We start from the raw sequence: 12,814 nt of genomic DNA on the forward strand, positions 1-12,814 counted from the left end.
AACCCCCCCCCCCCCCCCCCCCCCCCCCCCCCCCCCCCCCCCCCCTCTCGTCCCCCCCCCCCCCCCCCCCCCCCCCCCCTCTCCCCCCCCCCCCCCCCCCCCCCCCCCCCCCGGACAGCACGGCCTCCGCCCACCCTCACCTCCCTCCGCTCTGAAGGAGCACTCTGTGAGACGCAAGCGAGTTCTGCCGCTGGCCGCCCTGATGCTGTGCACGCCGGCCCTGGCGGGCACGGCACCCGCGGTCGCCGCGCCGCAGACCGCGCCCGCCGCGGAGCCGGCGGCCCCGCCCGCCGGTCCGCTGCGGATCCTGCTCACCAACGACGACGGCTACAACGCACCCGGCATCCGCAAGGCCTTCGATCGGCTGACCGCCGCCGGGCACGACGTCACGATCGTCGCCCCGCTCACCAACCAGAGCGGTACCGGCACCAAGATGATGAGCGGTGCCCCCACGATCTCGGTGAAGCACCCCGAACCGAAGGTCTGGGCCGTCGACGGCACTCCGGGCGACTCCGTAGCCTTCGGCCTGGCCGAGGTGTTCGCCGGAAAGGCCCCCGACCTGGTCGTCTCCGGCACCAACTTCGGCCCGAACGTCGCCGGACTGGCCACCCACTCCGGTACGGTCGGCGGCGCCGTCGCCGCTCTGGAGAGCGGCGTGCCGGCCATCGCGCTGAGCACCGGCGGCCTGAGCGCGCCCGACCCGGTCACCACGGTCAACGCCATGGGTCCCACGCTCGATTTCGCGGTCAAGCTCATCGACCGGCTGCGGGTCCGGGCACGGTCCGGCCCCCTGCTGCCCAAGGGCGTCGGTCTGAACGTCAACCACCCGATCGTCGGCGCGGACGGCAAGGGTACGGCCGCCGGCGTGGCCACCACCTTCCAGGACCCGCAGAACTTCCTCGAGCCGGACTTCACCGATGCGGGTGACGGCACCTGGAAGGTGGGCGTGAAGGTGGCCCTGAAGCCCGCCGCCAAGGGCGGTGACATCGAGGCGGTGGCCGCCGGCAGGATCGCCGTCAGCCCGATGAACTCCGACTGGAACACCGGACCGGCGGACCACGCCGTGACCTCGGCCCTGATCACCGGGCTCCGTCCGTAAAACCGCGGACCGGGGGGGGGGGGGGGGGGGGGGGGAGGGCCCCCCCCCCCCCCCCCCCCCCCCCGGCGCCCGGGTCGGGGGCCCGCTTCAGCGGGCCGGCTGCGCCCCGAACTCCGCTTCCGGCGCCTCGTCTTCCTCTTCCTCCATGCCGCCCCAGTCGATCTCCCTCGTGGCGCGGCGCGTGAAGACGTTGAAGAGCAGGTTCAGCGTGATGGCGGTGAGGGCGCCCAGCGTGATCCCGCTGTCGAGGACCGCCCGGAGGTCGTCCGGCATCCGGTCGAAGAACGGCGCGACCGTCGTCGGCAGCAGGGCGGCGCCGAGACTGACCGCCAGGATCAGGGTGTTGCGCTCCTCGCGCAGATCGGCCTTCCCCAGGATCTGCACGCCGACCGCGGCCACGATGCCGAACATGGAGACCGCCGCCCCGCCCAGCACCGGATGCGGGACCGAGGCGACGAGGCTGCCCGCCTTCGGCAGCAGCCCCAGCACGACCATGAACACGCCGGCCGCGACGACCACGTACCGGCTCATCACCTTGGACATGCGCACGAGCCCGATGTTCTCGGCGAACGCCACGTACGGGAACGAGTTGAGGACGCCGCCGAGGACGGTGGCCGCGCCGTCGGCGCGCAGCGCCCGGGCCACCGTGCCGGCATCGACCTTCTTGCGGGTGATCTCGCCGATCGCGTAGACGTCCCCGGTGGTCTCCACCATGGTGATCAGGGCGACGACGAGCATGGCGGCGATCGGGAGCAGCTCGAACCGCGGCATGCCGTAGTGGAAGGGAGTGGTGACCCCGAACCAGTCGGTCTCCCGCACCGCCGAGAAATCGGCGTCGCCGAAGAGCCAGGCGACCGTCGTGCCGACGACGAGCCCGAGCAGGACCGCCAGGCTGCTCAGGAACGGCCTGCCGATCCGGACCACGGCCAGGATGAACAGCAGGGTGCCCAGGGCGTAGGCGAGGTTCTTCGGATCCCCGTACGCGGGGGTGCCGATGAGGTGCGCGCCGCCGGCGGCGTCCTGCAGGGCCACCGGGATCAGCGTGATGCCGATGATGGTGAGGATCGTGCCGATGACGACCGGCGGGAAGTACTTCACGAGCCTGCTGAAGAGCGGCGCGAAGAGGAAGGTCGCCATGCCCGCCGTGATCACCGCCCCGTAGACGACGAGGAGGCCGGCGGTACCGCCGCCCGCCCCCGTGCCTATGGCGATCATGGGCGAGACCGCCGTGAAGGTGACGCCTTGGACCAGGGGCAGCCGGGCGCCGACCTTCCGGACGCCGAGGGCCTGGATGATCGAGGCCACGCCGCAGGTCAGGAGGTCCGCGTTGATGAGGTGGACGAGTTCCTGGCGGGAGAGGCCCAGCGCGTTCCCGAGCAGGACCGGAACGATGACCGCCGCCGCGTAGAACGCGAGGACGTGCTGGAAGCCGTACAGGGCGAGCCGGGGGATCGGGAGCAGCTCGTCGACCGGATGCGTGGGCGTGTGCGTGCGCGTATGCGTGAGCGGTCGACGGGAGGACTGACGGGGCATTCGTGCCATCTCTGCCTTGCCTTCGCGAGGTAGGTGAATGAGAAGACAGCCGCTCTCCAGCCCTGGGTGACAGGGCGAGGGCAGGCCGGCTCGTGCCGAGCCGACGCCGGGCGGTGTTGCCGACGCCGCGTCGCTCTGCACTGCGTATTCATGTCCCGGGTGGGGGGTGTCCTTCGATCGATGCATCGGATCCGTCTTTGATCTTGAGATCCGAAGGGGGAATCGACCGAGGGCGCTCACCATAGCCAAAGGCGGGGTTTCCTCGCGAGTAACCTTCCGCCCGGCGTCAGCGGGGCAGCCGCAGGTCGGCGACGACGGCGCGGTGGTCGGAGGCGGGCGGGCTCGGGGACGTGCGCCCTGCGGACGCGCACACCCGGCGAAACGGCGATGTAAGTCGATCCGCTTCACCGGGCTCCGGGCGGGATGGGTGGACGCGCGGGGATCCGCGTCCGTCATGTCGCGCCGCGGCGGGGCGAGTTCGGGCGCCGCCGAGGGCGGTGCGTTGAAGTCGCCGAGGAGGACCTTCGGACCGGAGCCCCGTCGCATGGTCTGCCGCATCTCTGCCCCGCGCCCGTCAAGCGGTGATCCGGGCCGTCCGCGCGGGCGAGCTCACCGAGGAGCGCGTCGACCGGTCCGTCCTGCGCGTCCTGCGGCTCAAAGAGGACATCGCACGTGCGGAGGCCGCCGCCCGGGGTCCCCGTCATCGCCGTGGCGCTGCGCAACCCTTATGACATCGTCCGTCTTCCCGACGTGACGGCGAGCCTGGCCCTCTACTCGTGGAGCGACACCGAACTCCGGGCCGCAGCCCGGGTTCTCGCCGGCGCGGCAGCCGCCCGAGGACGCCTCCCCGTCGCCGTTCCACCGCTCTTCCCGCTCGGCCACGGCCTCCAATACCCATCCGTACTTGTGGGTACTGGGGCCGAATGGCGCCGGATTTGATAGTTCTGGACTGGTCCGGTGTGAGAATGCTGCGGGAAGGACACGGCATGTTCGATCTACTGCGCCCGGAGACCGTCGTGTGCCCCTTCTGTAAGGCCACCGCCGCCGACGGCGCGGTGCGGACCCTGCGGACCGGAGCCTGTTCGCTCTCGGTGACCTGGCACGCCGGCAACTGCCCGCACTACGCGGCCGACCGGATCCTCGCCGAGAAGGAGGGCTGAGTCCGGGCGGCGTCAGGCCACCGCACCGCTTCGTTCCGCCTCCGCCTCCCGGGCCGCCCGGCGGCGCAGGGCGTCCTCGTCGGTGTCGGCGTCGTAGGAGATCAGTTTCGGCAGCAGGGCGGCCAGCGCCGCCACCGAGGCCACGCAGGCCAGACCGCCGCTCCAGAAGGCCGGCCGGGTACCGGTCCATCCGGCCATCGTGCCCGCCCGGACCTGGCCCAGCTGCGGGCCCACGCTGTACGAGAGCACCTCGATCCCGGCGAGCCGGCCCCGCAGCTCCTCGGGGATCGTCTGGTTCCAGATCGTGGCGCGCGCCAGTCCGCTCAGCATGTCGCCGGCGCCCGCCACCGCGAGGCACAGCAGCACGATCCAGATGCCGCCGGACGCGCCCGCGGCCGCGATCGCCAGCCCCCAGACCGTCGCCCCGGCCACCACCAGCAGCCCGTGCCGCCGGATCCGGGACACCCAGCCGCTGGTCAGCCCCAACACCAGGGAACCCACCGCCCCCGCCGCGTACATCAGCCCCAGCGCCCACACCGCGTCCAGCTCGTCCGCGAGGAAGGGGAAGATCGCGTTCGGGAAGGCGAAGAGCATCGCCGCCAGGTCGACGGCGTACGTCCCCAGCAGCACGGGCCGGCTCCACGCGTACCGCGCGCCCTCGGCGATCCCGCGCAGCGACGGCCGCTCGGCGCCCCGCACCGGCGGCGCCGGACTGAGCCGCAGACACAGCAGCACGGAGACGAGGAAGCCCACGACGGTGATGGAGTAGGCCGAGGCGTACCCGGCGTACGCGACGACCAGACCGGCCAGCGCCGGACCCGCGATCGCACCGAACTGGTAGCGCAGCCCGTTGAGCGCGGCGGCCGCGGTCAGCTGGTCGTGCGGCACGATCCGCGCCATCAGCGAGTCCATGGCCGGCCGCTGGAGCCCGGCCAGCGCGGACACGCCGGCCGCGACCACGTACAGCGGCCACAGCAGCGGATCCGGCAGGGCCGCGTTCACCAGCAGCGCCAGCGCGAGCACCCCGAGCCCGGCCTCCGTCAGCAGGATCAGCCGCCGCCGGTCGACCGCGTCGGCGAGCGCGCCCCCGTACAGCCCGAAGACCACCAGCGGAACCAGTTCCACCGCGCCCATCGCGCCGACGGCCAGCGGCGAGTCCGTCAGGTGCTTGATCTGCAGCGGCAGCGCGATCATGGCCATGAAGGAGCCGAAGTACGTCACCGTCCCCTGGTAGAACAGCAGCCGGAAGTCACGACCGGACCGGAACGGGGCGAGGTCGGGCAAGAGGGTGGCCAGGCGGGACGTACTCACGAGAGGCCATCGTCGACGTGCGCCCGTGCCCGCGCAAAGGGTTTTTTCCCGCTCAGGCGCCGGGACACCGGCCGCCGGAGCACCCGCGGGCCCGCCCCGGACGGGCGAATCAAGGGCCCCGCCCGTGGCAACGCGGGGCCGCGGTGGCATTCATGGACCATGCCGCCGGTGTCACCGTTCCTGCGTACGGCCGCGTCGTACGCCTGGCGCCTGCTGGTCGTCGGCGCCGCCGTCTACGCGGTCTTCGCCGTGCTGGGCCGCTTCCACGAGATCGCCGTGGCCCTCTTCCTCGGCCTCGTCGTCGCGGCGCTGCTGTGGTCGCCCACCGGGCGCCTCGCCCGTACGGTGCCCCGCACGCTCGCCGTCGCCGTGACCCTCGTCGGCAGCGCGCTGCTGGTCCTGGGCGTGCTGACGCTCGTCGGCGAGGCCGTGGCGGGGGAGAGCACGACCTTGGCCCGGGAGTTCCGCCAGGGACTCGCCAGCATCGAGGCATGGCTGGAGCGGCCGCCCCTCCGGCTGAACCCGCGCGCGCTCTCCGACGTCCAGTCCCGGATCGGCGCGTACCTCTCCAGCCACCGCTCCACGGTGCTCAGCCAGGCGGTCAGCGGAGCCGGGCGGCTGGTGCACGTGCTGACCGTCCTCGCGCTCGCCCTCTTCTGCTCGGTCTTCTTCCTGCACGGCGGCGACCGGCAGTGGTCGTGGTTCTGCGCGCAGCTGCCCGAGCCGGCGCGCGAGCGGGTGGCGATCGGCGGGCGGGCGGCCTGGCGCACCTTCACCGGCTACACGCACGGCATCCTGCTGGTCGCGGCGACGAACGCGGTCCTCGTCGGGGTCGCGCTGTACTTCCTCGGGGTCCCGCTGGCCGTTCCGCTGGCGGTGCTGGAGTTCTTCGCGGCCTTCATCCCCCTCATCGGGTCGCCGGTCGCGCTGGCGATCGCGGCGGTGGTCGCCCTGGCCGCGCAGGGTCCGCTCGTCGCGGCGATCGTGGTGGCGCTGATCGTGGTCATCGGCCAGATCGAGGGCCATCTGCTGCATCCGCTGGTGATGAGCCGGGCGGTGCGGCTGCACCCCCTGGTGGTGGCGATCTCGGTGGTCGCGGGGGCCATCGCGGCCGGAGTGGTCGGCGCGGTGGTCGCGGTCCCGCTGGTCTCGGTGGTCTGGTCGGTGCACTCGGCCCTGCGCGCGGCCCGTCTTCCTGCACAATCGCCTGATGAGCGATGAAGACCCCTACCTCTGGTTGGAAGACGTATCCGGAGAGGCCGCCCTCGACTGGGTCCGGGAGCGCAACGCCGAGACCGTGGAGGCGCTGACCGGCGCCCCCGGGTTCAAGGTGCTCGAACAGGAGATGCGCGAGGTGCTGGACGACGACGGCCGGATCCCGTACGTCGTCCGCCGGGGCCGCCACCTCTACAACTTCTGGCAGGACGCCGACCACGTGCGCGGGCTGTGGCGGCGGGCCACGCTCGAGGAGTACCGCACGGAGCGGCCGGCCTGGGAGGTGCTCCTGGACCTGGACGCACTGGCCGAGGCCGAGGACGAGAAGTGGGCCTGGGCCGGCAGCAGCGTCCTGGCCCCCGAACACCGGCACGCCCTGGTCATGCTGTCGCGGGACGGCGCCGACGCCTGCGTCGTGCGCGAGTTCGACCTGGAGACGTCGGCGTTCGTCGAGGACGGGTTCACGGTCGAGGAGGCCAAGACCCGGATCGGGTGGATCGACCACGACCGGATCTGGATCGGGACCGACTTCGGCCCCGGCTCGATGTCCGCGTCCGGCTACCCGCTCCAGGTGCGCCGCTGGCGGCGCGGCACCCCCCTCGCCGACGCGGAGCCGGTCTACGAGGGCCGGCCCTCGGACCTGTCCGCCACCGGATGGCACGACGACACCCCCGGCTTCGAACGGGACTTCGTCCACCGCCAGATCGACTTCTGGAACAAGGAGCTCTTCCTCCTCCCGGAGGACCCGGCCGGCCCGCCGGTGAAGATCGACGTACCGGACGACGCGGGCGCCTCCGTCCACCGGCAGTGGCTGACCGTCACCCCCAAGGCGCCCTGGCTCGGCCACCCCGCGGGAAGCCTGCTCGCCTTCGACTTCGACGCCTTCCTGGCGGGGGAGCGGGAGCCCGAGGTGCTGTTCACCCCGGACGAGCGCACCGCGCTCGCCGGATACAACTGGACCCGCAACCACCTCATCCTCAGCACCCGCGCCGACGTCTCCTCGCGGATGGAGCTCCTCACCCCGGGGCCCGGCGGCTGGCAGCGGGCCCCGCTGCCGGGCGTGCCGCCGCTGTCCACCGCCTCGGTCACCTCCACCGACCCGGACGTGAGCGACGAGTACTTCCACCACGTCTCCGGCTTCCTCCAGCCGTCCACCCTCTACCGGGGCACGGCCGGCGGCGACGGCGAGAGCGTCAAGCAGAGCCCGGCGCTCTTCGACACCGCCGGCCTCGGGGTGCGCCAGTACTTCGCCACCTCCGCCGACGGCACGCGGGTCCCGTACTTCGTCGTCGGCCCCGAGGACCGCCCCGGCCCCGGCCCCACCCTGCTCTACGGGTACGGCGGCTTCGAGATCTCCATGGTCCCGCAGTACAGGGCGCTCACCGGGCGGGCCTGGCTCGCGCGGGGCGGTACCTACGTCGTCGCGGGCATCCGGGGCGGGCACGAGTACGGGCCGGACTGGCACCGGGCGGCCCTCGGCGCGAACCGGGTCCGGGCGTACGAGGACTTCGCCGCCGTCGCCCGGGACCTCACCGCCCGGGACATCACCACCCCCGCCCAGCTGGGCATCGAGGGCGGCAGCAACGGCGGGCTGCTGATGGGCGCGATGCTCACCCGGGACCCGGAACTGTTCGGCGCGGTCGTCGCCCACGTGCCGCTGCTGGACATGCTCCGCTTCCACAAGCTGCTCGCCGGCGCCAGCTGGATCGCCGAGTACGGGGACCCCGACAGCCCGGCCGACCGGCCCCACCTGGAGCGGATCTCCCCGTACCACCAGGTCCGGGCGGACGGGCCGGCGTACCCGCCGCTGCTCCTGCTCACCTCCACGCGCGACGACCGCGTCCACCCGGGCCACGCCCGCAAGATGGCTGCCCGGCTGCGCGAGTTCGGGCATCCGGTCCTCTTCCACGAGCACCTGGGCGGGGGCCACGCGGGCGCCACCGACCACCGGCAGACCGCCTTCAACGAGGCCCTCGTCCACACGTTCCTGTGGGAGCGGCTGACCCCGTCGAACTGATTCCGGGCCGCGACCGTGCCGGAAAACGCGGCACGGCGCCCCGCGAGCGGGACCACTGGGGTCCGCTCCCGGGGCGCCGTGCCGGCGGTTCAGCCGGCAGATCCTGCCGGTGGGCCGGGCGTCAGTTCTTGGCGTAGAAGCCGAAGGTGTCGACGAGCAGGTCCGTGGGCTGCCAGCTCATGTTCCAGAAGTCGATCACGTTGTTGACGCCGGAGCTCGCCTGGACCAGGTTCGGGACCGTCTTGCGGTAGGTCCAGTTGAGGTTGGAGGAGTTGGGCGGCGTCGGCCAGGTCTCCCAGCCACCCTCGTAGGCGGCCCACGAGTTGGGGTCCGGGGAGACCGTCAGGAAGCCGGTGCCCTCGGGGTTGGTGACGGTGGCGTTGGTGACGAGCGCGGTGACGTTCGTGTCCCCGCCCGCGACCCGGCCGTAGATGTAGGAGCGGCCCTCGAGCGGGCTGCCCCACTCACGGGTGTCGAACCAGCGGCTCGGGGCGGTGCGGATCAGCGCGCTCTCGCTCTCGGGGCTGTAGTAGCCCACGACGTCGACGATCACGTGGGTCCCGGCTCCGGCACCGTTGCGGATGCTGATCTTGCCGTCGGGGCCGATCGGGACGATGACCGAGTTGGCGATGGTCTGGCCCTGGCCGAAGTTCAGGTTCGACGAGGTCGGGGCCGCGCCGCCGGGGTAGACGGTCAGGTGACCTTCCATGTTCGGCTCGTGGACGGTCACGTTGAGCGCGACGGCCTTGGCGCTCGCCGGGACGCCCCCGCGGCCGTGCACCTGGGTGCTGAAGCTGCCGTAGCCCGGGACCTTGCCCGTGCCCGTGCCGAGGCCCTCGCGCGTGTCGACGATACGGCTCGGGTTGAGCGAGGTGTAGCCGCTGGCCGCGGACTTGGAGAAGTACCCGGTGACGTCGGCGATGAGGTCGAGCTCGCCCGCGCCGTGGTTGTAGATGTCCACGTAGCCGTTCTGGCCGACCGACGCGATCACCATGTTCGGGACGGTCTGCCCCGGGGTGTAGTTGACGTTCGACGTGGTCGGCACCTCGCCGCCCTCGGCGTACACGCGGACGTGTCCGTCCTTCGAGGGGTTGGTGACGGTGACGTTCAGGGCCACGGCGGTCACACCGGCCGGGATCTGCGCGGCGCCGCCGACCTTGATGCGGGCGGTCCCGAAGGCGGGCACCTTCTTCGCGGGCGCGCCGATGCCCGCGCGGGTGTCCAGCAGACGGGTCGGGGTGTGCGGGGTGAACTCGTTGCCCGCGGTCTGCAGGACGATCTGGTTGGTGCCGCGGACCCCGCTGCCGTCGACCAGGGAGACCTTGACGGTGTAGACGCCGGCCTTGGCGTACACGTGGTTCTCGGTCAGGTTGGTGGGGCCGTTGGCGCCCACCTGTATCTGGCTGCCGTCGCCCCACTCGACGAGCACGCCGAGCGCGGTGCCCGGGTCGCTGGTGACGGCGAGCCTCAGCTCCACGCCGTGGGCGCTGACGGTGTCGGCCTCCAGGGCGACCGTCGGCTCGGCGGCGGCGTCCGCGGCCTGCTTGCTGCCCTTGGCGGCCGGGTGGACCGTCTTGGAAGCGGGGCTGGAGGTGGTCCCCTCCTTGTACGCCTTGGCCGCGATCTTGTTCAGATCGAGGTCGGGAACGGACACCCCCCGGTGGTCCGTCCCCTTGGCTCCGTCCTGGCCCGTCGCGCTGGCGACACCCGGGACGAGTCCGACACCGGCCGCGACGATTGCGGCGGTGGAAAGCACGAGTCGGCGATTACGCACCGGCCCCCCCATTTTAGTTTTTGAACGCGATCAGGTTTGAAGCTCGCTCAGAGTACATAGGCGGGCGGCTTCCCGCGAGCCCCTTTTGATCTCGCTGTCGCGTTGTATCAATGCCATGACATTTCAGTCCGAGGAGTCCGCGCGGAGGTCCTCCACCCGCTTCTCGATCGCGGTGATCAGCGCCTCCACCCGGGCCAGGAAGATCTGCTCGTCCGTCACCTCGGCGAGCTGCGTGCCCAGTCGGGTGATGTTCGGGAATCCCTCCGCGTCGACCAGGCGGTACTCCCGGCTCCAGGAGGACTCGTCGGCCGCCCTGATGTCCGGGTCGAACAACAGGTAGGCGGCGCGCTGGCCGACGTACGCGAGGAGCGAGTCGCCGACCATCCGGTAGTGGACGGCCGCCTCGGCGCCGTCGAGCCCGGCCTCCATGACGGCGCCGAGGATGAGCTCGACCACCCGGAACTCGTTGGGCCGCCGGGTCGTCCGGCTGGCCATGGTCGACCCGACCACCGGGTACTTAAGGGCCACCTCCAGTGAGCCGTCGGCGAGCGCCCGCAGCCGGCCCTTCCAGTCGAGCCCGTCGGGGATGCTGTCGAGCACCTCGCCGAGCGTGCGGTCGGCGACGGACAGCAGCAGCTCGTCCTTGTCGCGGAAGTGCCGGTAGATCGCGGTCGGGTCGGCGCCGAGCTCCTCGCCGAGGCGCCGGACGGTGAACGCGTCCGCGCTGCCGCGAGCCGCGATGCGCAGGCTCGCTTCGATGATCGCGTCGGGTGTGAGCTGGCTGCCCGCGCGCTTGGACCGGGCGGGTGCGTCGGATGACTTCGGCATGGTGGGGCCAGTGTAACGATGTGGAACGGAGGCGGCGCAACACCGTTGACAACAATGTTGCGCTCCCGTTCACTCCTCCTCAACAAACAAGCCGTGCGGGGTCTGCCCGCCGAGCCGGAGGATGCGTCGATGTCCAACAACAGGCAGCGGGCCGACACCGTATTCGTGGGCGGGAAGGTCTTCACCGCGACCGGGCCGGTGCCGGTCGACGCCGCGGTCGCGATCGGGGGCGGACGGATCCTCGCCGTCGCCGACGAGGCCACCGTCCGCTCCCTCGCGGACGCGGACACCGAGGTGGTCGACCTCGCGGGCGGACTGCTCGTCCCGGGGTTCCAGGACGCCCACGTCCACCCCGCGGTGGCCGGCGTCCAGATGCTCAGCTGCGACCTGAGCGAGGAGCGCTCCGCCGACGGCTACCTGGCCGTGGTCGCCGCGTACGCCGAGGAACACCCCGAAGCGGCCTGGATCCGTGGCGGCGGCTGGTCCATGGACGTCTTCCCCGGGGGTACGCCGACGCGCGCCATGCTCGACGCGGTGGTGCCGGACCGGCCCGTCATGCTCACCAACCGCGACGGCCACGGAGCCTGGGTCAACACCCGCGCGCTCGCATTCTCGGGCGTGGACCGCACCACCCCCGATCCGGCGGACGGCCGGATCGAGCGGGAGGCCGACGGAACCCCGGCCGGCACCCTCCAGGAGGGCGCCATGGACCTGGTGGCCCACCACGTGCCCCTCGCGACGCCCGACGAGGCGCACGCCGGCCTGCTCGCCGCACAGGAGCACCTCTTCTCCCTCGGCGTGACCAGCTGGCAGGACGCCATGATCGGCGCCTTCCCCGGCAACCCCGACAACTACGGGGTCTACCTGCGGGCGGCGCGCGAGGGCTCCCTGCGCGCACGCGTCGTCGGCGCCCTGTGGTGGGACCGCGAACGCGGCCTGGACCAGATACCCGAACTGGAGGAGCGCCGCCGGACCGGCCAGGTGGGCCGCTTCAACGCCACCAGCGTCAAGATCATGCAGGACGGCATCGCCGAGAACTTCACGGCCGGTCTGCTGGAGCCCTACCTCGACGGCTGCGGCTGCGCCACCGCGAACTCCGGGCTCAGCTTCATCGACCCGGAACTGCTCACCGAGGCGGTGACCCGGCTCGACCGCTCGGGCTTCCAGCTCCACTTCCACGCGCTCGGGGACCGCGCCGTGCGCGAGGTGCTCGACGCACTCGCCGCGGCCCGGGCGGCCAACGGCGCCAACGACAACCGTCACCACCTCGCCCACCTGCAGATCGTCCACCCCGACGACATCGCCCGCTTCGCGACCCTGGGAGCGGCCGCGAACATCCAGGCCCTGTGGGCCGCGCACGAACCGCAGATGGACGAGCTGACTATCCCCTTCCTGGGACCCGAACGGGCCGCCCTCCAGTACCCCTTCGGCGACCTGCAGCGCGCCGGCACCCGCCTCGTCGCCGGCAGCGACTGGTCCGTGAGCAGCCCCAACCCGCTGTGGGGCATCCACGTCGCCGTCAACCGCGCCGTACCCGACGAGGCCCCCCACCCGTCCGGGACCTTCGAACCCCTGCCGCCCTTCTTCCCCGAGCAGGCGCTGACCCTCTCCCAGGCCCTGACCGCCTACACCGCGGGCAGCGCCTGGGTGAACCACCTCGACGAGGTCACCGGAACCGTCGAGACGGGCAAGTACGCGGACCTCGTCGTCCTCGACCGGGATCCCTTCGCCCACCCCGCCGAGGAGATCGCCGACACCCGGGTGCTCCGGACCTACCTCGACGGCGAACTCGTCTTCGCCGCGACGGACTGAGCACCGACACCCCACGCCCCACCGATCACGGGCTGCCGGCGGACCGGGCAGTCACCGGCCGGGCC

General features: G+C 72.3%; 9 protein-coding genes and 1 pseudogene. 6 read left to right on the plus strand and 4 right to left on the minus strand.

The window, feature by feature from the left end; translation table 11 throughout:
• Positions 1-166: 166 nt before the first annotated feature.
• Positions 167-1,099 (plus strand): 5'/3'-nucleotidase SurE, encoded by a 933-nt coding sequence (gene surE / locus ACZ4VT_RS14685; RefSeq protein ID WP_467949564.1) that lies wholly within the window; start codon positions 167-169, stop codon positions 1,097-1,099.
• Positions 1,100-1,186: 87 nt separating this feature from the next.
• Here surE and ACZ4VT_RS14690 read toward each other — a convergent pair whose 3' ends face one another.
• A complete protein-coding gene (locus tag ACZ4VT_RS14690) occupies positions 1,187-2,641 on the minus strand; it encodes a nucleobase:cation symporter-2 family protein (RefSeq protein WP_467949566.1) in 1,455 nt (484 codons plus the stop codon).
• Positions 2,642-3,322: 681 nt separating this feature from the next.
• Here ACZ4VT_RS14690 and ACZ4VT_RS14695 point away from each other — a divergent pair.
• Positions 3,323-3,571: pseudogene (locus ACZ4VT_RS14695) on the plus strand (glycoside hydrolase family 3 protein); the annotation flags it as partial.
• A 47-nt stretch (positions 3,572-3,618) separates the two neighbouring features.
• Positions 3,619-3,792 (plus strand): hypothetical protein, encoded by a 174-nt coding sequence (locus tag ACZ4VT_RS14700; RefSeq protein ID WP_351291855.1) that lies wholly within the window; start codon positions 3,619-3,621, stop codon positions 3,790-3,792.
• 12 nt (positions 3,793-3,804) lie between these two features.
• On the opposite strand, the gene ACZ4VT_RS14705 is transcribed toward ACZ4VT_RS14700, so the two are convergent.
• Positions 3,805-5,088, minus strand: coding sequence for an MFS transporter (locus ACZ4VT_RS14705; protein WP_467949805.1), 1,284 nt, complete (start codon positions 5,086-5,088; stop codon positions 3,805-3,807).
• A gap of 174 nt (positions 5,089-5,262) precedes the next feature.
• Between ACZ4VT_RS14705 and ACZ4VT_RS14710 the strand changes: the two genes are divergently transcribed.
• Both ACZ4VT_RS14710 and ACZ4VT_RS14715 read left to right on the plus strand, forming a co-directional pair.
• Positions 5,263-6,324, plus strand: coding sequence for an AI-2E family transporter (locus tag ACZ4VT_RS14710; RefSeq protein ID WP_467949569.1), 1,062 nt, complete (start codon positions 5,263-5,265; stop codon positions 6,322-6,324).
• Positions 6,314-8,335, plus strand: a complete 2,022-nt coding sequence (locus tag ACZ4VT_RS14715; RefSeq protein WP_467949571.1) for a prolyl oligopeptidase family serine peptidase — start codon at positions 6,314-6,316, stop codon at positions 8,333-8,335. The genes ACZ4VT_RS14710 and ACZ4VT_RS14715 overlap by 11 nt, the downstream gene beginning before the upstream one ends.
• A gap of 121 nt (positions 8,336-8,456) precedes the next feature.
• On the opposite strand, the gene ACZ4VT_RS14720 is transcribed toward ACZ4VT_RS14715, so the two are convergent.
• Positions 8,457-10,109 (minus strand): PKD domain-containing protein, encoded by a 1,653-nt coding sequence (locus ACZ4VT_RS14720; protein WP_467949574.1) that lies wholly within the window; start codon positions 10,107-10,109, stop codon positions 8,457-8,459.
• 123 nt (positions 10,110-10,232) lie between these two features.
• Entirely contained in the window at positions 10,233-10,937 is a 705-nt protein-coding gene (locus ACZ4VT_RS14725) for a TetR/AcrR family transcriptional regulator (RefSeq protein ID WP_467949576.1), read from the minus strand.
• Positions 10,938-11,066: 129 nt separating this feature from the next.
• Here ACZ4VT_RS14725 and ACZ4VT_RS14730 point away from each other — a divergent pair, with 129 nt between their 5' ends.
• Positions 11,067-12,749, plus strand: coding sequence for an amidohydrolase (locus ACZ4VT_RS14730; RefSeq protein WP_467949578.1), 1,683 nt, complete (start codon positions 11,067-11,069; stop codon positions 12,747-12,749).
• Positions 12,750-12,814 lie beyond the last annotated feature (65 nt).

The organism is Streptomyces sp. NPDC029164 (assembly GCF_055563995.1).

Bases quoted from the DNA above. Each gene is read 5' to 3' on its own strand.
- ACZ4VT_RS14730 (WP_467949578.1), top strand. From the start codon at position 11,067: ATGTCCAACAACAGGCAGCGGGCCGACACCGTATTCGTGGGCGGGAAG.
- ACZ4VT_RS14700 (WP_351291855.1), top strand. From the start codon at position 3,619: ATGTTCGATCTACTGCGCCCGGAGACCGTCGTGTGCCCCTTCTGTAAG.
- ACZ4VT_RS14715 (WP_467949571.1), top strand. From the start codon at position 6,314: ATGAGCGATGAAGACCCCTACCTCTGGTTGGAAGACGTATCCGGAGAG.
- ACZ4VT_RS14690 (WP_467949566.1), bottom strand. From the start codon at position 2,641: ATGGCACGAATGCCCCGTCAGTCCTCCCGTCGACCGCTCACGCATACG.
- ACZ4VT_RS14710 (WP_467949569.1), top strand. From the start codon at position 5,263: ATGCCGCCGGTGTCACCGTTCCTGCGTACGGCCGCGTCGTACGCCTGG.
- ACZ4VT_RS14725 (WP_467949576.1), bottom strand. From the start codon at position 10,937: ATGCCGAAGTCATCCGACGCACCCGCCCGGTCCAAGCGCGCGGGCAGC.